Genomic DNA, 21,027 nt, shown 5'->3' with positions numbered 1-21,027 from the left:
CTCGTCTTCCTCCTTCCCCTTTTAATACAGTCGGCTCAGCACGTAGTCAGCCAAATTAATTAGCGCCTGACGGGATTCGCAGGCGGGTAACTTGGAGATGTGCTGCACCGCCAGCCCTGCGTGGTGGGCGGCTAATTCGCGGGATCGCTCGATGCCCTTGCTTTCTTTGACAGCTGCGATCGCTTGATCGAAATCGCCCTCTTCGGAGAACTCTCGCTCGATCAGCGCTTCTAAGTAGGGCTTTTCTTCGAGGGCAAACAGCACCGGCGCTGTCAGATTGCCACTTTTGAGGTCCGATCCTGCCGGTTTGCCCAAGGTTTCGGTAGAGCCGGTGAAGTCGAGGATATCATCCACCACTTGGAACGCCAGACCGATATTGCGCCCGTAACCGTACAAGTCAAGGGCGAGATCGTCAGAGACTTCACTGAGTATACCGGCAGCCTTGGCGCTGTTGGCGAGCAGAGATGCCGTTTTGTAGTAACTCTTCTCCAGGTAAGCCTCGATGGACAAGGTGCTGTCAAACCGGTTCAGCCCCTGCTGAATTTCCCCTTCCGCCAGATCCATGATCACCTCTGACAGGAGTTTGACGACTTCCAGGTTATCCAGATTGGCCAAGTACCAGGAAGACTGGGCAAATAAGAAATCTCCGGCCAGCACGGCCACTCGGTTGCCAAAGCTGCTGTGAACGGTGGGAATCCCCCGGCGGAGTTCCGATTCATCCACCACATCGTCGTGCACTAAGCTCGCCGTGTGGATCATTTCCGTAATCTCGGCCAGCCGCCGGTGGCGGGGGGTAATCTCCCCATCCCGCACCGTCGCTCGCGATATCAGCAGGACAATTGCTGGCCTCAGCCGTTTTCCCGCAGATCCGAATAGGTGTTCTGCTGCTGCGAACAGGATGGGGTGGCGTGCACTTACGAGCTTTTTCAAGTTTTCTGTCAACACCCGCAAGTCTGTTTCAACCGGGTAAAAGAGGGAAGTTGCTGAGGTCATGGATGGGCCGACTCAGGCGTTAGTTAAGAAAGTTTACATATATTGTCTTTATTTTAAGCTAACCGTCTCGGATAGCAAAGGTTTGTTTGAAAGGCCAAGCGTCCCACTCCAGCTTTGCAGGACAATTTCAACGGCTCACCCCCTGTCGCCGGTGCCCCTCCCACCGGCACCCACTGCTGCCCGCCCCCCGGAAGCCTCTCTCAGACCGGGCCTGAGCCAGCCGGTGCCGGCTTTCTCTTCCTTTTGATAGAGACTGTGGGCAAAAGGCCCGACGCACGGTCTTCCCCTGCCGTATAGCGGTTTTTCCTGCCGCCTAGCTATTGAGAGCCTTTCGCACCCCTATTAACGCGGCCCAGTTTATGCCAAAACGAGCTTTGGACGCGGCCAGCGCCCAGCGGCGCAGGGGCGGCCACGGGGGCTGGCCCTGCCGCCACCGACGTCGCCCCCCTACCCTCCGTGAAACTTCTCACATGAGTATAATTTGTAACATTTGTAATAGGCAGCACAATTCTCCCTGCCAACATCTGTTACACTCTCTTTTGCCAGACCTTGTTTTCTGCCGGTCAGCAGCAGCAACAGCAAGCGCCTGGGACATTCCAGCCGCTTCCGCGCCAGTTGTGTAGAATTGTTAAGCTATGGTTCCAAAGGCTTGGAAAAGCGCGACACCATGTGTTATCTTAAAGGGTAAGAATTTCAAAAATTCCATACATTTATCAGCGCGCAAGTTACAGGCACTACAGAACGGCCTGTTAACTACCCGTCGCCTACCGCCCTGCGGTAAAGCGAGGGCTGGAAAACCTCCGGAGTTGGCTGGCTTGAGTGTGAGAGGGAATGCATTACCTGCTTTGGGCAAACGCATAACTTCTCAATGCTCGAACCAGTCCGGAAAACAGCAGCCCGCAGCTTAACCGGGCACACCGGGTTGAAGCCAGAGTATTTGGAGGATGGCCGTTCAAGGTGGAGATGCAGCACCGGCGCATCTCAAGATTTCGGCTAACTTAAAATCCTTTGGCCCCAACGCCGGCAAGAGGTTGGGGGCTGGCGCTGCGGCCCTTGGCCTGCCGGTTTCGCCGTCGTTCCTGGCCATTAGGCATAAAAAACGGGCACTCCAGATCCAGAGGACAGCAGCCAACTCTCTCCGCTTTCAGTCCAGCGGCTTCCGCCCCAAGCGTGACTGTCGTGGGAATGACTGCCGGATTGAGGGTCAAGTTCAGTGTGGGGGGGGAAATGATAGCCGTCCCAACTGGATTGGACAGTTTGTGAGGTGTTTCAGGTCAGGAAGCGCTCCCTCGATCGAGTTGAGCGACTCGGATGTCCGAGGTTGGGCCACAGCGAGGAACCGGTACCCGGGCAAGTGTTTCTGGCTTTTAGGCAATGGGCAGATAGATTTGCCGGAGACAGCCATGTTTCCGCAGGTTCCTGTGGCAAGACAGCATGTTGAGCCGGTGCATGGTTCAGTTTGCTGAGAACCTTTTTCGCGTGGATTTAGATTAACGTCTCCCTCCTTACAACGCACGGGCCGTACTATGACTTACCATGATATTCCTTTGATTATTCCGATTCTGGCCACGGGTTATTTGTTAACGATTTATGTTTTGTTGAGTGTTGCTCAAAGAAACGCTAGAGTGTAAAATTGTCCCTCATGTCGGGAGCCTGAGTCGTGTGCGCGGGCAGTAGCAGGCTCCAGCCCCCTGCCCCCGCGACCGCAGGCTGTGGACAAAAATCCCTCGCCAGATCCTTGAACGAGAGAGAAAATTTAATCCCGGATTTTCACAGGCCAAGCCGGAGAGCGTGATATAATACACACAGAGATTTGAGGACAGCCCTATTGGCCAGATAGTGGCTCTTTGAATTTTCCACTGTCCCAATAGCGGGTTTATGCTATGGCAAGACGGGAATGGCCATGCCTGGGATTTTCCTGAAAGCTTTGCGGGATAACGCCTCTATCATCTTTGACGGGGAGAGTGCTATCGTGGCACGGTCCGGTAATATCCGGAATAAGTCGGAAAATGTATCAGTGACAGGTGACAAGAAAAAAGCAGCCGCTTTTCTTGTCACTCGTTGCTGTCGTGGGGGAACGGGTGTCCCGTCGAGACGTTGAAGGACAGCCGGCACTGGGGTTTCAACGGTCAGGCGGATGGTTTTGGCGGGAGGGAGCAACAGCGGACAAGCGTCCCCAAGGCGCTGCCGGCAGGGGCTTATTCCCCAGATTCTAGAGGCACCGGCCCGCAGAGTGCAGCCGGCAGAGACACCTTTTCAACCGTTGGCGTATGTCCGAGCCACTGCACGGACAGTTGGGCAAACTGTTGCGGGCTGCCGCTAACACCGAATCGAGTGGGCAGGGGGGAGCGGGTGTTGCGCAGTCCGAGCAGCTCTAGCTCGCGGGCGGCGGCGGCGACCACATGCACAGCCGGATCGACCAGCCGCACACTGTCCGGCACAATCGAGCGCAGCACCGGCCCCAAGAGGGGGTAGTGGGTGCAGCCATAGATCAGGGTGTCAATCTGCTGCTGCAGGAGTGGCGCGAGATACTCTCGCGCCACTTCGCAGGTGTAGGGGTCATCGATGCGGCCTTGTTCGATCAGGGGGACAAACGTCGGACAGCCGACTTGCCAGACGGCGACCGCCGGGTCCATCTCTAAAATAGCCCGCCGATAGGCATTGCTGGCAGCCGTGGCGGGGGTGGCGATCACCCCAATCCGGCGACCTCTCTCAACAGCAGCGCGGGCACCGGGAAGGATCACCCCCAAAATGGGGACGCTGAACTCAGAGCGCACGGCCTCCAGGGCCAGAGCGGAACTGGTGTTGCAGGCCATAATCACCATTTTAACCCCCTGCTGCACCATCCAGGTGAGGATCTCGCGCACGAACTGCAAAATCTCACCGGGAGTGCGAGTTCCGTAAGGGAGCCGCGCCGTGTCCCCAAAGTAAAGGATAGATTCACTGGGCAGCTGCCGGTAGAGCTCTCTGAGAACAGTGAGCCCGCCCACGCCGCTGTCGAAAATGCCAATTCGGGCCCGTGATGGTTCCTCACTGAAAGATTCGGGATAGAGGATGCTAGATGAATTCATGCCGTCTTCTGAGTTGTGACTTCTTTAGTTATCAGTTGAAACCCACGGGTTGTCGCCTGAGCGAACACCTATCTATTTTGCCCAATGTACTGGAGGATGCCGCGAGTGATCCCTTCTGCCAATCGCTGCCGGTAAGCAGCATTGGCCAGTCTGGGCGCATCTTCAGCGCCGGTGACAAAACCGACTTCCACTAAAACAGCCGGCATAGAAGTCTTGCGCAAGACGTAAAATCTGGCCTGCCGCACCCGGCGGTCGCGAGCGCCGGTGGCTTGCAGGACACTGTTGTGAATGGTGCTGGCCAGGCGATCTCCGCTGTCGTAAAAATACGTCTCGATGCCATTGACATCAGGGCGGCTCATATCAATAGCATTGGCGTGGATGCTGACAAATAAATTGGCACTCACCCGATCCGCCATCTGCACCCGCGGTTCCAGTTCGATTTCCCGGTCATCCTGTCGGGTCAAAACGGCTTGCACGCCCTGTTGCTCCAGCAGTGCCGCCACCTGTCGGGAGATATCCAGAACAATGTCCGCCTCTTGCAGGCCCCCAATGCCCACCGCACCCACATCCCCCCCTCCATGTCCGGGATCGACGACCACCACGACGCGCCCGCTGGGAATGCGGGGGGACTGGGAAGAGGGATAATTGGCTGTGGGAGCAGGCTGGGAGACGCTGCCTGCCGGTTGCAGCTGCAGGACTAGCATTTGGCTGCCCGGCTGGTTGATTTGGGTAATCTGCGCCCAGGAGGCCGGTTGGACTTGAATGACGACAGTTTGCGCATCGGCCTGTCTCACCCGCACGTTTGAGGCAAAAGTTCTGAAATTTGTCCGGGGGGTTCTGACGCGCTGGCCGAGTCGCGCTGGAATTCTAATCTCGTAGAAGGTGGATGACGGGTCCCAGTCGCTGGTGTAACTGAACGGACCGTCTGTCTTGATCAGCAATTGCGAGCCGCCCACCAGCTCGACAGACTCAATGGTGGCCAGTTGAGTGTCACTCTGCCTCCCGTAGGATTGTGGCTGAGTGGCAATGGTGCCGTCACGCTGGGTGCCGTAGGATTGTGGCTGGCTGGCAATGGTGGAGCCCCCGCCTGCGCCTGGGTCCGTAGGCAAGACGATCACTCCGCCCAAGTTGGTGGGCGTTGCCTGCCAGTCGGCGCTGGTGTTGGTGACATTGAGCGTGACGCGAGCCACCGGCGGTGAGCTTTGGATCTGGCTGACTCGCACTTGTGCGATGCCATTGCTATTGACTGCCAAATCGAGCCCTTGCACCTGGGGATTAACGGCTGTCCCCTGCAGGTCTATGCTGACAGTAGAGCGATCTCGACTCCGCTGCACTTGAATATCTGGCTGCTGGCCGCTGGTGCGAATGAACAGCCCATCTGGGGTAGCCCGCACATTTTCCAGCCGAGTCAGCGCTCCTGCCTGGTCTGCCGGCGTCTCCCGGGCCAGTGCCTGTCCTGTATTTTCCAGGGGGGAAAGACTGGAGGCATCCGCTACCCGCTGGGGAGTGGGCAGCTGTACAGTCCACTGCTTCGCAGTTGCCCCCCGGAACAGGATTTGCTGGGGGTCTAGGGTGTAACCGGGGCTCAGTTCAATCACCAGGCGGGTGGTCTGCGGGTCAAACTGCGCCACCTCCACTTTCGCTATCGCGCCTCCCACCGGCTGCTTCACTGGGAGGCGGTTGAGCCTGACACCGGGCAAGTCAATCACCAAACGAGTCGGGTTGCTTATCAGCTGGGCTCGGGGTTGAACGCCGGCGTCCGTGGTAATGTACAGCCGGTTGGCATTTGCGTCAAACCGCCAAGATTGCAGGTTCGCTGCTTCGGCAGGAGATGACAGCAAAAATACGGTAGAAAAACTGGGCAGTAGCCAGTGGAATCTCACACTCACAACAGCTTCTCCTTGTTCGCTAGCTAGCGCGAATAGTCTTTCCCTTGGGGAAAATTAATCAGATAGAGCAATGCACCCCCACATCCCGCCCCCTGCTGCGGAGGCTTCTCACAACTTAAGACGCTCGTTGCAAAATACCATGACTCGGCTTGAATTGCAGCGTCAAGGACCCAATTTCTCGCAAATTGGGTTGGGCTGGCAGCAACTGGCCGCAATTTATCTGACATCTGTTTCCCACAACTCACTGAAATATAGCTCCACATTACTGTTCATGCTGAGCGAGACGCTCTCCCAACCCGCCAGTTTCCAGTGTGGCTGGGGCACTCAAGCCGTCCGGGACTCGATCGAGGGTTGCCGAACCTGCCACACTGCAGGGGCGGGGGGTTAGGGGCGCAATGGGCAAGTTGCAACGACTGAAGTGAGAAGGGAGCAATTTGTTTCCCCCTTCTCGCGGAAAGCCTCTGTCCTGTTGCCAGCCGGTCGAATCCGTTTTCACCTCCATTTCTGTGCCATCCGCCTAAAAATCCTGCTTTTATGTCTGATATCTTACCGTCCTGAGCTTTCCGTGACCTTCCCCGCCACCCGCCTGAAGCTGCCCCGCTCTTCTACCGCAGATTTCAGCTGAGTCAGCTGCAGAAAAGCTGCTAAACTTTTAATCTGCTCATTGTAGCAAGTGTGCGAAGCCTCCAGAGCCTCGTTTTCAATGTAAGGCAGGGAATAAAACAGTGGGCGACAGTACAAATTAACTGCGCAATAGCTTCTCCCCCCCCTTGCCCCTCTCAAAAAGGGAGGGAAGAATTTCGCCACTCTTGTAGGGGCCATCGCGCTGTGGCTGTCCCGAAAGACCTGCAGGGGCAATCCCCCTGCGGGTGTCCGCCGGCACAAGATCTGTCTCCGTGGCTGGCCTACCCCTGCAAACCTATCATCCGGGGCTGCTGTGCAGCGCCCTACAACACCTCCAGGAGAACCGTTCTAGAAAAATTTACATTTTTAGATAGCTTTCCCATATAGGGTGCCATAATATACACCGCGTCTAAATAATTGGCGCAACCTCCGCCGGTCGGGGCAGCCAGGGGGGGACTGCCCCTACAGGAATTGTCCAAAGGATTTAGACGCGCTATAGCAATCTTCGTTCAGTTTTGTCAGAGCCGCGCCGGTAGGGCGAAAGCCCAACTACAAACTTTTGGGCTTTAGCCCAACTGCGAACTTTTGGGCTTTAGCCCAACTGCGAACTTTTGGGCTTTAGCCCAACTGCGAACTTTTGGGCTTTAGCCCAACTGCGAACTTTTGGGCTTTAGCCCAACTGCGAACTTTTGGGCTTTAGCCCAACTACGAACTTTTGGGCTTTAGCCCAACTACGAACTTTTGGGCTTTAGCCCAACTACAAACCCGGAAATGGGTCAGGGGGTGCTGTCGTCTCGTGTTTTTTCTGCGGCTGTTTCAATAACTTCGGGGACAGGATCGTAGCCGCCGGCATGGAAAGGATGGCACCGCAAAATTCGCCGAATGCCCATCCACCCGCCGTGCCACGGGCCAAAGCGCTCGATGGCTTGCAGAGCGTACTGGGAGCAGGTGGGCTGAAACCGGCAGACGGGGGGAAACAGGGGTGAAATGAACATTCGATAGCCGCGAATTAGCCCCACGAGCAATACTTTCACCTGCGACCTCCTCTCACTCATTAGAATTAATTGCGGCTGGAACGAGTTTACCGCTTAATTTCAAACTTCGGCAGCCCTTCCGGCTCCTCCCACTCAACGGTAACATTTTTGACGATAGCAGATCTGGGCCCCCGGTGACACCAGCGTATCATGGCTTCCACATCTTCTCTGGTTCCTTCAAAGACTGCTTCCACACCTCCGTCGGAAAGGTTGCGTACCCAGCCGGTGACTCCCTGCTGGCTCGCCTCATCCAAGGTTGAAAACCGATAGCCGACTCCTTGCACTCTCCCGGAAACGGTAACGCGGGCGCGGACTGGCTGCGGCGGTGATGGGTTCTGCATTCGCGTGCGGTCTGGATCTCTGGTTGCTTTCCTTTCGATTTTAAGGCTTAAGTAAAGTTTTGCAAAGATTGCTGTGTGATGGTTTCTGGATATTTAGCCAATTTGCTGGCTGCCGGGGCGCTCGCCGAAAAATGCCGGTGCTGCTGTTTCAACGATTCCATGTGCCGCCGGCTGGCTGGTGCCAGCTGCTCTGTTGGGGATCTATGCGCTGATTGCGCTGCTGGTTGGGTTGAAGCTGGGTTTTATCCACGTTGAGGTTATAAAATCCTGGCCAGCGGTTGCCAATATCCTGGCGGTTTCTTTTCTGATGCCCGGGGTGTCTGTGGCGGAGCATCCCGGTTGTGCGAGGAAGCCCAAATAAATGCAATAATGATTTCAGCCGGGGGTAGGAGGAGCATATTTTTGGCCAGCGAATCTTTGGAACCGGGATTGAAACAGAGGAGCTTTTTTTTCGGGTTTTGCTCCTCCCTCACCCCTCAGAAAATGCTTCCCCCGGGGCGCAGTGGCTTTGGGGTTGTGTCAGGTAAGGCGCTTTTTGTGGTATACCATCCGCTGAATATTTTCGCAGCCCGACACGACACCATTTTCAGGACTCCTCTTTTCCTATTCTCCGCAGCGCTTTTGGGGGTTGCCCGCAGTGTGGCGTATCTGCACACCGGCTCTCTTTGGCCGCCGGTGGTGATTCACTGGATCGTTGTGGCCGTGTGGCTGGTACTTCTGGGTGGCTGCGGAAAGCTGTATCCTTGAATCGGGGAGAAGTGTGCCGGTGGGAATTCCGTCGGGCGCGGGCGGAAACCCCACCCCCCAACCCCCTTGCCGCTGGCGGGGAAGGGGAGTTAAACTTGACTCTATAGCAGCAGCCACTTAGATTAGAACATTAGACTTTCAGGGGGGGCGTCCCGCCTGCCCTACGTCTATATAGCAGTAAGCATTTAGGAACCCTACATTCCGGCCTCCCTTGCTCCCCTGGTCCCGAAGCTTCTATTGTTCTAACCAATATGACTGCTGCTATATTCTACTATAAGATGAGTCAAAGGTGGGAAAATTTTAACTGTTAATTCAGCACACTTAAGAAGTCATAAAAAAGTACACCCGAACAACTAACTGCTGCTTATGTCTGATTTACCGGCACTGAATAATGAAACGATTTGGGCGATTATCAAGGAAGAAATTGATGACGCTACGGTGAACCGGCTGGTGTGGCACTATCTGGGCTATCGCTATGATGCTTCCGCCGGCAAGTGGGACGCTTCGGGCGTGGCTCCGGAATGGCGGGATGAGTACGCAGAACCGCCCGATTTTATTGACAGCCGACCGGCTACGGTGAAGCTGACTCGCTCGATTCCTGCGCCTAACAAGCAGTTGCTGAAAGAACAGCTGGGGTTTAAGGGCTACAAATTGGGCGAGTTTGGCCCCCGGCAAACTCGCCGGGCGACAATGGCTAACTGGCTGTTGAGCTATATGGCTATTGCCAAAAGCGCGGAACTTTGACTTGCGGCTCCAGGTGATTGCGGCGAAAAGTTATCGCCGTTTTCTCTGGGGCTGAATACAACTTTTGTCGGAAAAGGTGCTATGCTATCAATAGCGCCCCGCTAGTTTGTATAGCAGTATGTACTGAGGTTAGGACATTAGATCAAGAGAGCAGGCGAGACGCCTGCCCTACGCCTTTTGCCCTAGGTCACTGATGTCCTAACCAATATGACTGCTGCAATAGGACTTCGTATCAGGGATTGAAATTCTCGGCACGCTCGGTTTGGCTGAGTTTTGCAGCCGGCGTTTCGGCGGCGGGGACTCTCACCCGCCCCAGAGATCGCGAGAGCGAGAATTGTGGGGGAAACTTGGATGCTGTTTGCGTTTCTATCTTCGGTGATTTTTGCTAGTCCGATTAGCGCTATTCCTAAGTTGCCGGCACTGCGGGAGCCTGCGACTGTCGCCGATTACCCAGAACGGTGCCAGTCCAGTAAGGTGCGGGTGAAGTTCGTTGCTCGTGGGGAGGAGTGGGGCGATGTCTGGATTGATGGCAAGCCGGTGTTGCAGGTGCGCTATTTCAATGGCCGGCAAACTGTTACGCTTCCCCCCGGCGGGTATCGGGTGGTGATTACCGGCATCACCAGTTTCAATGTTTGGGCGTCGGACTATCTGGATGTGGGGCAAACTAATGTGGTCAGGGTGGCGTTTTCTAAGAAGGGCGGAGTGCAGGTGAGCCCAAACCCCAATGTCTGGCTTCCGGATGAGCCGAACGATCCCGATGTCTGGCGACGGTAGGGATGCCGGTTCGCACAGGCGAGGTGCACAGGCGAGGTGCACAGGCGAGGTGCACAGGCGAGGTGCACAGGCGAGGTGCACAGGCGAGGTGCACAGGCGAGGTGCACAGGCGAGGTGCACAGGCGAGGTGCACAGGCGAGGTGTACAGGCGAGACGCACAGGCGAGGTGCACAGGCGAGACGCACAGGCGAGACGCCTGTGCTACGTCACAGAAGGCGTAGGACAGGCGTCCGGCCTGTCCCTAAGTGGTATAAGGTATAGGACAGGACTTGTGGGAGAAAGGGAGGCAGAGTCTCCAGATCCTCATTCCCAGGCTGCGGCGGGGAACGAGGGAACGAGGGAGGAGAGACAGGTTATCTTAGTAGAAGCTTCTTTGTGTGCCCGGGTGATACTATGCTGGAATCAGGCTCTGTCTTGCAGAATCGCTATCAGCTCAAACAGAAACTGAGCGACAATCCGGTGCGCCAGACTTGGCTGGCTGAGGATTTGCAATCAGGGGAGCAAGTGGCGGTTAAGCTGCTGGCTTTTGGGGGTCAGATGCAGTGGGATGACTTAAAGTTGTTTGAGCGGGAGGCGCAGGTACTGAAGCTACTCTCCCATCCCCACATTCCCAAGTATCGCGATCATTTTACTGTTGATGAGGGGACTCTCTCGTTTTGTTTGGTTCAGGAATATATCCCTGGCTTGTCGCTGAAGCAGTTGCTGGAACGGGGGGAGCTGTTTTCTGAGGAGGGCGTGCGCAAAATCGCTCAAGATGTGCTAGAAATTCTGATCTACTTGCACGGGCTGACGCCGCCGGTGCTGCACCGCGATATTAAGCCGAGCAATTTAATTGTGGGGGCGGATGAGAGGGTTTATCTGGTGGATTTTGGGGCGGTGCAAAATCGGGTGTCTGCGGGTGTGAGTTTTACGGTGGTGGGGACTTACGGGTATGCGCCGGTGGAGCAGTATGGGGGGATGGCGGTGCCGGCTTCGGATTTGTACGCGCTGGGTGCGACGCTGATTCATTTGCTCACCGGCACGCCTCCTTTTGATTTGCCTCAGCGAGATTTGCGCATTCAATTTCGCGATCGGGTTCGCGAGGATGTGAGTGTCTATTTTGTGCGCTGGATTGAGCGCCTGACTCAACCGGCTCTTGAGCGCCGTTTCACTTCGGCTGTTGAAGCGCGAGATGCGATCGCGGGGCTGCTGAGTGTTCAGCCGGCAGTGGCAGATATTGCTGCGCCCGCCAGCACTCGCGTGACTCTCAGCAAGTCGCCGGACCGGCTGGAAATTCAAATTCCGGCTCGGGTGGAAGTTGAGGCGATTGAGCCGGTAAAAAACGCTCTGAATCGCGGCCTAGAGCGCCTGAAAGGCGGCTTAAATGCGTTGGGGGGCAAATTGAAAGGTTCTTCGGAAGCGCTGGCGAAAGGGACGGTTTTGTGGCGTGCCGGCGCTTTGACTGGGGCGCTGGTGTTGCTGGGTGCCGGTTTGCCGGCAATTGTTTATGGGATTCGCTTTTTGATGCTTTTGGTGGAGGCGGGTTTTTTGGTGGCGCTTTGCCTGTTGGTGGGGAACTGGCTGGCTCGCCGGCCCAGCTATTTTGAGCGCACTTATATTTATTTTGACCGGGAAAGTTTTGGGATGGAGTGGCAGCAGGTTTGGCTGTTAAACTATCGCCGGCAGAAGGGGGTTACGGATGAGATTCAGGATGTGTCTGTGGCTCCTTATTATGAGATCGCAAATCTCAGGAATTTACCGCCGCAGTTGGGTGTGGTGATTGGAACGGCGAATTTTGAGAGGGGTTGGGAGAAATTTGCTTTTGGGCAAGAGTTGAGCGAGGCGGAGCTGGTTTGGCTGGCGAATGAAATTCGCGATTGGTTGGGGAGCCGGTTGCGGTAAGGAGATGGGGCTGTTGAGATGCCGGTGAACTTTTGCTAGTTTCCTGACGATTAGAAAGAGACTGTTGTCTTTTTCGCCAGAGGTTCGGGATCTGCCGGGGCGGGTTTTTATGCTTTGCGGGCTGTGTGGCACAGGTGGTGGGTGAACCCGCCCCTACATGCTTCCATTCCTTTGTCTTTTTCGCCAGGGGTTCGGGATCTGCCGGGGCGGGTTTTTATGCTTTGCGGGCTGTGTGGCACAGCGCTTTACCAGATCCCGGATTCAAAAGTGACACGCACCCAACCACCGGCACGATATGAGCGGGGGTTGCCAAGTTGCTGGATAGCGGCAAGCCCAACCCCCTCAGGGGGAAAATCCCACACCCCTTACCACCCGATGTCCTACCCGTTAAGGGAGACGGGTGGAGGGCGCGAAAAAAAAGGCGGTGGGGAGATCCGACGATTGCTGCCTGTGATATCATTTTACTGGAATGATATCAATGTTAGCCAATGATCCGCACTGTAATTAGCCTAGACCCGGAAGATAAACGCTGGCTGGAGCATAAGGCGAGAGAAACTAAGACGCCGATGACGTCTCTGATCCGCCAAGCGATTCGGCGCATGCGCCAGGAAGATGAGGCGAACTCGCCGTCTCTTGATACGCTCCTGGATCGTACTAAGGGAATTTGGAAAAAGGGGGATGGTTTGGCTTACCAGCAGGCTGTGCGTTCGGAGTGCGAATGAGACTGTTGCTAGATTCGGTTATCCTGATTGACCATTTCAAGAATATCCCTGCGGCTACTTCCTATCTCAGGGACAACCAGGGAGAAATTGCTATTTCGGCGATTGCTAGGGCTGAGGTTCTTGCCGGCTTCTCTCCGCCAGAAGCGCTGCTGGCGGAGAAACTTTTGGATCGCTTTTACACGCTGCCGGTTGATGCGCAAGTGGCTGATTTGGCTGCGGCTTTGCGCCGAGAGAACGGATGGAGGCTTTCTGATGCGATTCAAGCCGCTCTCGCTCAGATTCACGGGCTGATTTTTGTGACGCGCAACAGTCGGGATTTCCCGCCAGATCGCTATGATTTCGTGATGATTCCCTACAGGGTGTGATACCCATTTCGGAGGCAAGTATTTTGAATTTTGGATTGAAAAAAAGTCTAGCAAGCTTTTTCAGCCAGAGTCAAAAATACTGTCTATCTCAATTGGGTATGAGCTGTCGCTGCGAAAAGCTCGCACTTCACCGGCTCTTGGTGTTCGCCGGCGAGACGCCGCCTGCGCTTGGAGGCAAAAACACAGCGCCTAACTCCCTCTCCGCTCGCGGGGAGGGCGTCTGGTTGAGTGAGGGGGTATGAATGAACCTCCGCAGTGAAGGACTGCCAAGAATGTGGGGGCGCTCTCTCTGGGAGGATTTGATTTAGGAATGAACCGCTGCCGTGAGGGGATGCCAAGAAGGAATTGCGTGCGGTAAGATGCTGTGGCACCGGCATTTTCTCCGTCTCGTGCAATTTATCCCTCTTCTGTTTTGCCCAGGGTGAAAGCGCTTAGTCCCAGGATCGAGATACTGCGACAGACTTTCGCCCGCCTGCGCCGGCTTAAACGCGGAAAGTCTTCTATATATATAAGGTGTTGCGCCGGCGGATTCACCCGAGAGACAATGCCGGTGACTGTAGGGGCGGGTTCGCCCAAAATCTTTGGCCCCCAACGCTGGACATCAATCAACCCGCCCCAGAAAAGCCAGAAACCCCGAAATGCGGGTGGCTGTTGGGACTGGGGCACCGGCCATCTTTGGCCCCCAACGCTGGACATCAATCAACCCGCCCCCACCAGAGCCATCTCTTTCTCCCCCTCCCCGCACGCGAGGAGGGGGTTGGGGGGTGGGGTTCATCCGTGAAATCTGCTACGCCCAAATATGTGGGCCAAAATGCCGGCGATCGATAAACCCGCCCGGCACTCGCTCGAAACCTCCACCTCAGAGCCACAAAAAAAAGGCGCTCGTCTGGTGGCAAACCTCTTGACAGCACCTGGAGAATATGGTAATGTACAACCTACCGTCGGAGAAAAAACAGAGCGAGCGCCCCAAGGGCATTCAAGTTCCGAGATCCACCGTTCGAGTGCAGACGGGACCTGTCGCGTCTGTACAAGTCAAGCTCGGAACGGCATCTTTCGAGCTCTGAGGTCCACCGTTCGAGCTCTGAGGTCGATCGTTCGAGTTCGGAGGTCCACCGTTCGAGCTCGGAGGTTCACCGTTCGAGCTCGGAACTCCATCGTTCGAGTTCAGAGGTCGATCGTTCGAGCTCTGAGGTCCATCGTTGGAGCTGCGAGCCCAAGCGCTCAAGCATGTAGGGACGCGACATGTCGCGCCCCCACAAGGCCAGAGCCCAATTCCCAACCAGAAGCGCTTTGCAAGGAAGGCGGGAGAGGGAAGCAGAGTTTCTCTATTGGTCGAGACTCCTTCCTCCGACGGGCGATCGCCTCATCTCCCCCACCAGCGCCGTCGCCTTCCTCTTGAGGGGAGTGCGATCGCCCTCCCCTTAGATACATCTAACTTGCACTCAAACGCTCTCAGCCGGCGTTTAAACCCGGCTCAGGGGCAAACGCACGCGGTTTTTTCGCAAAATCCGGGTGATTTGGGTGGCGCTGAGTTCAATGCCGGTTTCTTTTGCCATGTGAGCCGCTAAGCGCTGACTCGTCCACGGTTCAAAGTCATAGCCCATTTTTCGGGGGTCTTTTCTAACGGTTTCCAGCAATATTTTGATGTACTCATCGTTCGCCTTCCGATAGTTCCCCTGCTCCCGCTTGTCTCGCAGGCTGTCCAGGTTGTCTGGATCTCCGTGCACGCACCAGTAGGCAACGGTTCGGTAAGAACACCCAATAAATTCGGCAATCTCTTCGTAGGTCTTGCCGTCATTCTGCAAGAGCAGAATCAGAGCGTGCTCCCTCAAACGGGGGCAGTCGCTCTGTCGCAGCGCTTTTTGCAGTCGCTTCACCTGCATCACGTTCAGAAAATTTTTAACCGGCATAAGGTTCTTCTGCGGAATTCTCTGTTTTTATTTTATGTTATTTAGGTGGAATTTGACTGCAGTCGCGCCAAGCGACTAAACCCAGCCGCATCTCCTCACCGCTCGCATGAATCCCCAAAAACCTCTCTCTGCTTTGATCGTGACGCTCGGGAAACGCCCAAAGCTCCCGAAATTCGCCGCCCGGGCGGCTTTTGCCTTTGCCTTATTCCGCAATCGCACCTTAAGGTCAACAATATAAAAACGGCCAGCCGCCCAGTTGGGGATGGCTCATCCACAATCTAAAATCGAAAATTGTCATGTCAATGGTCAGTCTGCCTGGACTCCGAGCCATAATCGACAGCATGAGTCGCGAGCGCAACTTGCCCCAGTCGGTCGTCCAAGACGCCCTGCGAGAAGCGCTCCTCAAAGGATACGAGCGCTACCGGCGCTTGCAAAGCGTGAGCCAGCCCCAGTATAAGGAAGACGAGTTCCGCAATTTTCAAGTCGAGCTCAACCTGGAGGCAGAAGGGTTTCGCGTTCTGGCCATCAGGACGGTCGTGGAAAAAGTCGCCAACCCGGACAGTGAGGTCGCGATCGACGGGGTGCCGGTGCACCTAGCCCCAGCTGAGCTTGGTGACAGCATTGTGGTGGACGTTACGCCGGAGCAAGGGGAATTCGGTCGCCTAGCCGCCTTGCAAACCAAACAGGTGCTGACCCAAAAACTGCAAGAGGAGCAGTGCCGGCTGATCAGGGAGCAGTTCCAAGAACTCAGAGGGACAGTGCTGCCAGCGCGGGTGGTTCGCCTCGATCGCAAAGGGATCGTCATGGGAATCAGCAGCGGTTTGGGCAAACCCGAGGTAGAAGCCGAACTGCCCAACTACGAAAAGTTGCACCAAGACAACTATCAAGTTGATGGTGTATTTAAAGTGTACCTCAAAAAAGTGTATGAAACCCCGCGCTCTGGGCCACAGCTGCGAGTTTCCAGAGCCACCACCGGCCTAGTCGCCGGCATCCTGACGGAGGCTGTCCCCGAAATTCAGCAGGAGATTGTCCAGATCGTCAGCGTGGCGCGGGACTCAATCCCCTCCTCCCCCACAGTCGCCCCCCTATCCAAAATTGCAGTGGACACCCAACAGCCCGATCTAGACCCGATCGCCACCTGTATGGGAGAGGGAGGGGAGCGACTGCAAACCGCAGTCAGCGAATTGCGGGGAGAAAAGATTGAACTCGTCCGCTGGTCTGCTGATCCAGCCACCTTCATTGCCCGCGCCCTCGCCCCAGCCCAGGTGAAAGAAGTGAGAGTCCTCGACCCACAGGAGTGTCTCGCCGAGGCGATCGTCCCCGCCGGCCAACTGCCCTTAGCTCTTGGCCAAGAGAAGCAAAACCTCAAACTTGCCGCCCGTTTGACCGGCTGGACAATTGAAGTCACAGCAGCTGCTGACAGCTAGGAGCAGGTCAGGTGTCACCGCCCTTGCGAGTAGGGTGCCTCTCCCCGCGCCCTACTGCGAAAAAATGTGCCCGCATTGTGGATAATGGAAGGATATTCAGTGCCAGCACTGAGACACTTGTCAATCTCTCTCCACAAGGAAATTTATTTTATGGTAGAAACTCCTCCATCTCGTGCTGAAATTGAGGCCAAAGCTGCTTCTGCTGCTGCTGGGTTTCACACCGCAGAGGTCAAACCCGTTCAGGAAGCGGAGTTTGAGTTTCTGTTCACCAGAGCGATTGAGTTTCGCCAAGAAACAATTTATTTCATCATTATAGATCGCTTTAACGATGGCGACTCCAGCAACAATGAAGGTCCCAACCCAGAACTTTACGATGCAACTCGGACAAAGTGGGGCAAATACTGGGGCGGTGACTTGCAAGGGATTATTGACAAACTCGACTACCTAAAAGGGATGGGAGTCACAGCTATCTGGATCTCCCCCATCTTTGAGCAGGTGGAAGATCTACAGTTTGAAAGTGCCGCCATGCACGGCTACTGGACAAAAGATTTTAAGCGAATTAACCCTCGCTTTGTGGGCAAGGATGAGAAAACCTCCCTGTTCACCTGTGCCGTTTTCGACCAATTGATTGCTGAGATGCACGCCCGGGGCATGAAGCTGATTCTAGATATTGTCTGCAATCACAGCAGCCCCGATGTAAACGGGCATAAAGGAGAACTCTACGATGATGGAGTTTTAATCGCTGACTTCTATAACGATACCAACAACTGGTATCACCACTACGGCGAAGTGACAGACTGGGAAGATCAGTGGCAGCTGGAAAACCGAGAAATGTCAGGCTTGGCAGATTTCAATGAAAACAATCATGAATTTCGCCAATACATCAAAACCGCAATCAAGCTATGGCTAGACCGGGGAGTCGATGCTTTGCGAGTCGATACAGTCAAGCACATGCCCCTGTGGTTTTGGCAAGAATTTACTGCCGACATGCGCACCCACAAACCTTCTGTGTTTATGTTTGGCGAGTGGGGGTTCAGCAAGCCTCAGGATCGCCGGTCGGTTCATTTTGCCAATCAATCAGGCATGTCGATTCTGGATTTCGGCTTGTGCGATGCGATCCGGGCGGTGTTCTGTAAAGGGGGGGGATTTCACGCTATCGAGGAAATTTTGGCTCTGGATTATCTGTACGACACGGCGACAGAACTGATTACCTTTATTGACAATCACGACATGCCGCGATTTCAGAGCTTAAATACTGACCCAAAAATGTTGCGGCTGGCTGTTAACCTAATGGCGACGTGTCGCGGTATTCCCTGCCTTTATTACGGAACAGAACAGTATCTCCACAACGACACGAATGGCGGGAATGACCCTCACAACCGCCCGATGATGCAGAAGTGGGACACGGACACGCAGATTTATAAGGATTTGCAGCTGTTCTCCAAGTTGCGCCGGCTCAACCCAGCGGTGTCTCTGGGGAGCCAGGTGCAAAAATATATCACCTCCGATGTCTACTGCTACCTGCGGCGCTACCGGGACTCCCGCTGTTTTGTGGCGGTGAATAAAGGCGAGCCGGTGACGATTGATGTGGAGTCCACCGATTTGGAGGATGGCGAGTATAGCTGCCTGCTGACAAAGCGCCGGTTTGAAGTAAAAGATGGCAAGTTACTTGGGCTGCACCTGGGGGCCAAGGAAATGGTAGTCCTCAGTTACATTGGAGAGCGGGTCAAGGGAAAAACCATCGCGCGAGTTCAGGTGAATGGGGCGGTCACCAAGCCAGGTGAAACCATTGTGGTGACTGGAGACTGTCCGGAACTGGGAAATTGGGATCTTAGCAAAGCTTACGCGCTAGAATATATCAATGCTAACACTTGGTTTGGGGAGATTCCCTTTACTGAAAGTGCGGGTAAGGCAATCGCCTTTAAGTATGCCATGTGGCGGGAAAACCAAGAACCGCTGCGGGAAAATCTGGTCTGCCGGCGCTGGATTTTGGCAAAAGAAGGCACTGTGAAGTGGCGGGACACTTGGGCGGTGTGAGCGCCTGAGGCTTGCCGGCACCCGCAGGGGCGCGGCATTGCCGCGCTCACCGGCTGCCGGCAGCTGAGCGAGAGTGCGAGTCCTGACTGAAAAGAAAGCTATAGCGCTTCTCAGTTAAATGAACTATGGCCTAGAAACCCGGTTTCTTTAAGAAACCGGGTTTCTCAGTACCTCACTAATATGAGAAAGGCTATAATATCCTTTAATACAGTATAAGAGCGGGAGTTGGTGCAGAACAACAGCGTAGAAGGCACACCATTTATAGCAGTCAGGAAGAAATAGCAAGCGAAGAAACCGCTGCGCAAGGCGGCTGCAAATTGCCACCGGCTATTTACCACTCTCACCCAAATTATGGGAAAATCAAGCACAAAATGCTAGATAGCCATGCCGACAGATCCTTACACTTGGATAGAACAATCTCTGGCGACAATTCAGCGCGCCAACTGGTATCGCTCGCCGCAAACGCTCGAGGGACGTCCCGGGCCGGTGGTGCGGATCGACCGGCGCGAGCTGATCAACTTTGCCAGCAATGACTATCTCGGACTTGCCGGCGACGATCGCTTGATTCAAGCCGCCGTTGACGCCACCCAGGAATTCGGCACCGGCAGCACCGGCGCGCGATTGCTCAGCGGCCACCGGCCCCCCCACCGGCAGCTCGAACTGGCGATCTCCGCACTCAAACAAACCGAAGACGCCCTCGTATTCAGTTCCGGCTATCTGGCCAATTTGGGCGCTATCGCCGCCTTAGCCGGCAAACGCGATTTAATTCTTTCTGACCAGTACAATCACTCCAGCCTCAAAAATGGAGCCCAGCTCAGTGGCGCGGCCATTGTGGAGTACCGCCACTGTGACATCCTCGATTTAAAAACCCAGCTCCAGCAGCACCGGCAGCACCACCGCCGCTGCCTGATCCTCACCGATACCGTCTTTAGCATGGATGGCGATATCTGTCAACTCCCCGCGCTGCTAGATTTAGCAGAAGAGTTCAGCTGCATGCTGCTGGTGGATGAAGCGCACGCCACCGGCGTGTTTGGCGCAACCGGCGCGGGGTGTGTGGAGCATTTCGGCTGCACGGGGCGATCGCTGATTCAAATGGGCACCCTCAGTAAAGCCCTGGGCAGTTTGGGCGGGTACGTCGCCGGGAAAGCCCCTGTGATAGACTTCCTGCGGAATCGCGCCCCCAGTTGGGTGTACACCACCGGCCTGTCGCCGGCGGACACAGCCGCAGCGCTGGCGGCGGTGGGAATTGTGAAAATCGAACCCCAGCGGCGGGCAAAGCTTTGGCAAAATGTGGCTGACTTGAAACAGCAGCTGCTCGACAGCGGAATTATTCCTATTTCCCAGGAGTCCCCGATTGTGTGTTTGCCGGTGCCCGATGCCGGTGCGGTGCTCGCTGTTGCGCAGCAGCTGAAAGCTTCTGGCATCTTTGCTGCAGCGGTTCGCCCCCCCACCGTGCCGGTGAGCCGGATTCGCATCACAGTCATGGCCACCCACGAGCCGGCGCACATTCAGCAATTAGTGGGAGCGCTGCGCCACCTCAACTGGGTCAGGACTTGCGCAAAGCCTCTATCTGTAGGGTGGGTTAGCGCTAGCGTAACCCACCACACACCACATTAAGCAGTAGGGTGCGTTCTGCGCCAGCAAAACGCACCAGAAGATTCTATTTACAAAAGGGGGATGTTATAGCAATAGACAGTCAGTTGATCGATACTGGGATACGAAGTATAGGCGTAAGGCAGGCGAGACGCCTGCCCTGAAGGTCTAATGTTCTAACCTAAGTGCATACTGCTATAAATACCGGCCATGAGATGAAACGATAAAAATGAAAAGTGAAGAGAGAAAACCTCTCCTCACTCTTCACTGAGCAGGCATCCCTATTGAAGTTTGAGCTGTGAGATTATTTAGTTTGGGACGCAACTTTTGCCTGAACATTCACACTCTTGACACCCGGAATCTTCCTGGCCAAAGGTTCAATCTGTTTCAGCTGGTCGGCAGAGGCGACTTGCCCTGTTACCGTCACCACCCCATCTTTTGACTCCACGGTTAGCTGGCTGGAGGGCAAGTTTTTCTCCAGCTGATTGCGCACTAGACTCTTAATGTCGTTATCAGGCAGTTGGTTAGTGTTGCCGCCGGTCGCCTCGTTGCGCTCTTGGATAGCCCGCTGATCGGACTCCCGTTGCGCTTCGCGAACCTGGCTGCTGGCATCGTTTTGGTTGCTCCCAGCCGACATCTGTCCGCCGGTGTCGCTTGGAGAATTGGGAGCCTCTGAACTCGTCTTAGCCTGGTTGCAAGCTGCAGCGCCAACAACCAGGAGACTGCTGAGCAGCAATGGAATGAACTTTTTCATTTTTTGAGTTTCTCCCTTGAATCTGCATGCATAGATCGGTTTCGTTGGTGGCAACTTGAAAAGCGGCTTTTTTTGCCGGCTAATTGCTCAGTGATTCAGTCAAAGGAAGAGGTGGGACAGT

At 55.3% G+C, this 21,027-nt stretch carries 22 protein-coding genes and 1 pseudogene; 14 read left to right on the top strand and 9 right to left on the bottom strand.

Annotation, left to right across the window (positions count from 1 at the left end; genetic code table 11):
• Positions 1-21: 21 nt before the first annotated feature.
• Positions 22-993 (bottom strand): solanesyl diphosphate synthase, encoded by a 972-nt coding sequence (sds, locus tag OSC10802_RS0115720; RefSeq protein ID WP_017717726.1) that lies wholly within the window; start codon positions 991-993, stop codon positions 22-24.
• Between sds and OSC10802_RS50005 the strand changes: the two genes are divergently transcribed.
• Positions 992-1,240, top strand: coding sequence for a hypothetical protein (locus OSC10802_RS50005; RefSeq protein ID WP_155967871.1), 249 nt, complete (start codon positions 992-994; stop codon positions 1,238-1,240). The genes sds and OSC10802_RS50005 overlap by 2 nt on opposite strands.
• A 751-nt stretch (positions 1,241-1,991) precedes the next feature.
• Here the strand turns inward: OSC10802_RS50005 and OSC10802_RS50000 are convergent.
• Positions 1,992-2,201, bottom strand: coding sequence for a hypothetical protein (locus OSC10802_RS50000; RefSeq protein ID WP_155967868.1), 210 nt, complete (start codon positions 2,199-2,201; stop codon positions 1,992-1,994).
• A 643-nt stretch (positions 2,202-2,844) separates the two neighbouring features.
• Here OSC10802_RS50000 and OSC10802_RS54525 point away from each other — a divergent pair.
• A pseudogene (locus OSC10802_RS54525) lies at positions 2,845-2,989 on the top strand (RNA-guided endonuclease TnpB family protein); the annotation flags it as partial.
• 202 nt (positions 2,990-3,191) lie between these two features.
• On the opposite strand, the gene murI reads toward OSC10802_RS54525, so the two are convergent.
• Together murI and OSC10802_RS0115705 are read right to left on the bottom strand one after the other, a co-directional pair.
• Positions 3,192-4,064 (bottom strand): glutamate racemase, encoded by an 873-nt coding sequence (murI, locus tag OSC10802_RS0115710; RefSeq protein ID WP_017717724.1) that lies wholly within the window; start codon positions 4,062-4,064, stop codon positions 3,192-3,194.
• 68 nt (positions 4,065-4,132) lie between these two features.
• Positions 4,133-5,953 (bottom strand): N-acetylmuramoyl-L-alanine amidase, encoded by a 1,821-nt coding sequence (locus tag OSC10802_RS0115705; protein WP_017717723.1) that lies wholly within the window; start codon positions 5,951-5,953, stop codon positions 4,133-4,135.
• Positions 5,954-6,092: 139 nt separating this feature from the next.
• Between OSC10802_RS0115705 and OSC10802_RS49995 the strand changes: the two genes are divergently transcribed.
• Positions 6,093-6,341, top strand: a complete 249-nt coding sequence (locus OSC10802_RS49995; RefSeq protein ID WP_155967865.1) for a hypothetical protein — start codon at positions 6,093-6,095, stop codon at positions 6,339-6,341.
• A 1,012-nt stretch (positions 6,342-7,353) separates the two neighbouring features.
• Here OSC10802_RS49995 and yidD read toward each other — a convergent pair.
• Together yidD and OSC10802_RS0115680 are read right to left on the bottom strand one after the other, a co-directional pair.
• Positions 7,354-7,611: a membrane protein insertion efficiency factor YidD gene (gene yidD / locus OSC10802_RS0115685; protein ID WP_026098520.1), complete on the bottom strand. Its 258-nt coding sequence runs from the start codon at positions 7,609-7,611 to the stop codon at positions 7,354-7,356.
• Positions 7,612-7,658: 47 nt separating this feature from the next.
• Complete coding sequence (locus OSC10802_RS0115680; protein WP_017717718.1) at positions 7,659-7,952, bottom strand: acylphosphatase; 294 nt, start codon at positions 7,950-7,952, stop codon at positions 7,659-7,661.
• Positions 7,953-8,321: 369 nt separating this feature from the next.
• Here OSC10802_RS0115680 and OSC10802_RS56515 point away from each other — a divergent pair, with 369 nt between their 5' ends.
• From OSC10802_RS56515 to OSC10802_RS49990, 7 genes are all read left to right on the top strand, one after another.
• Positions 8,322-8,699 carry a CPBP family glutamic-type intramembrane protease gene (locus OSC10802_RS56515; protein ID WP_026098519.1) on the top strand — a complete coding sequence of 126 codons (378 nt, stop codon included), beginning with the start codon at positions 8,322-8,324 and terminating at the stop codon, positions 8,697-8,699.
• 366 nt (positions 8,700-9,065) lie between these two features.
• Positions 9,066-9,443, top strand: coding sequence for a DUF1823 family protein (locus tag OSC10802_RS0115660; RefSeq protein ID WP_017717715.1), 378 nt, complete (start codon positions 9,066-9,068; stop codon positions 9,441-9,443).
• A 336-nt stretch (positions 9,444-9,779) separates the two neighbouring features.
• Entirely contained in the window at positions 9,780-10,217 is a 438-nt protein-coding gene (locus OSC10802_RS0115655; RefSeq protein ID WP_155967862.1) for a hypothetical protein, read from the top strand.
• A 393-nt stretch (positions 10,218-10,610) separates the two neighbouring features.
• Positions 10,611-12,098: a serine/threonine protein kinase gene (locus tag OSC10802_RS0115650; protein ID WP_017717713.1), complete on the top strand. Its 1,488-nt coding sequence runs from the start codon at positions 10,611-10,613 to the stop codon at positions 12,096-12,098.
• Between the two features lie 488 nt (positions 12,099-12,586).
• Positions 12,587-12,820 carry a ribbon-helix-helix protein, CopG family gene (locus OSC10802_RS0115645; protein ID WP_017717712.1) on the top strand — a complete coding sequence of 78 codons (234 nt, stop codon included), beginning with the start codon at positions 12,587-12,589 and terminating at the stop codon, positions 12,818-12,820.
• Complete coding sequence (locus OSC10802_RS0115640; protein ID WP_017717711.1) at positions 12,817-13,185, top strand: PIN domain-containing protein; 369 nt, start codon at positions 12,817-12,819, stop codon at positions 13,183-13,185. The genes OSC10802_RS0115645 and OSC10802_RS0115640 overlap by 4 nt, the downstream gene beginning before the upstream one ends.
• 98 nt (positions 13,186-13,283) lie before the next feature.
• The gene (locus OSC10802_RS49990) at positions 13,284-13,427 is read left to right on the top strand and encodes a hypothetical protein (protein WP_155967859.1); all 144 of its coding nucleotides are present in this window, start codon (positions 13,284-13,286) and stop codon (positions 13,425-13,427) included.
• Positions 13,428-13,581: 154 nt separating this feature from the next.
• Here the strand turns inward: OSC10802_RS49990 and OSC10802_RS0115635 are convergent, their stop codons facing one another.
• Positions 13,582-13,881, bottom strand: coding sequence for a hypothetical protein (locus OSC10802_RS0115635; RefSeq protein ID WP_017717710.1), 300 nt, complete (start codon positions 13,879-13,881; stop codon positions 13,582-13,584).
• Between the two features lie 230 nt (positions 13,882-14,111).
• Here OSC10802_RS0115635 and OSC10802_RS49985 point away from each other — a divergent pair, with 230 nt between their 5' ends.
• The gene (locus OSC10802_RS49985) at positions 14,112-14,249 is read left to right on the top strand and encodes a hypothetical protein (RefSeq protein ID WP_155967856.1); all 138 of its coding nucleotides are present in this window, start codon (positions 14,112-14,114) and stop codon (positions 14,247-14,249) included.
• A gap of 399 nt (positions 14,250-14,648) precedes the next feature.
• On the opposite strand, the gene OSC10802_RS0115630 is transcribed toward OSC10802_RS49985, so the two are convergent.
• The gene (locus OSC10802_RS0115630; protein ID WP_017717709.1) at positions 14,649-15,095 is read right to left on the bottom strand and encodes a helix-turn-helix domain-containing protein; all 447 of its coding nucleotides are present in this window, start codon (positions 15,093-15,095) and stop codon (positions 14,649-14,651) included.
• 296 nt (positions 15,096-15,391) lie between these two features.
• Here OSC10802_RS0115630 and nusA point away from each other — a divergent pair, with 296 nt between their 5' ends.
• The 3 genes from nusA to bioF all read left to right on the top strand — a co-directional run bounded on the left by nusA (position 15,392) and on the right by bioF (position 20,176).
• The gene (gene nusA / locus OSC10802_RS40335) at positions 15,392-16,522 is read left to right on the top strand and encodes a transcription termination/antitermination protein NusA (protein WP_155967853.1); all 1,131 of its coding nucleotides are present in this window, start codon (positions 15,392-15,394) and stop codon (positions 16,520-16,522) included.
• Positions 16,523-16,672: 150 nt separating this feature from the next.
• Positions 16,673-18,559, top strand: coding sequence for an alpha-amylase family glycosyl hydrolase (locus tag OSC10802_RS0115620; RefSeq protein WP_026098518.1), 1,887 nt, complete (start codon positions 16,673-16,675; stop codon positions 18,557-18,559).
• 384 nt (positions 18,560-18,943) lie between these two features.
• Entirely contained in the window at positions 18,944-20,176 is a 1,233-nt protein-coding gene (gene bioF, locus OSC10802_RS0115615) for an 8-amino-7-oxononanoate synthase (protein WP_017717706.1), read from the top strand.
• Between the two features lie 280 nt (positions 20,177-20,456).
• Here the strand turns inward: bioF and OSC10802_RS0115610 are convergent, their stop codons facing one another.
• Positions 20,457-20,906, bottom strand: a complete 450-nt coding sequence (locus OSC10802_RS0115610) for a BON domain-containing protein (RefSeq protein WP_017717705.1) — start codon at positions 20,904-20,906, stop codon at positions 20,457-20,459.
• Positions 20,907-21,027 lie beyond the last annotated feature (121 nt).

Origin of the sequence: Kamptonema formosum PCC 10802 (genome assembly GCF_000332335.1) — a bacterium.
Taxonomy (GTDB): domain Bacteria; phylum Cyanobacteriota; class Cyanobacteriia; order Cyanobacteriales; family Oscillatoriaceae; genus Oscillatoria.
The sequence above is the reverse complement of the archived record's forward strand: the minus strand, read 5'-3'. Positions and strand labels throughout refer to the sequence as shown.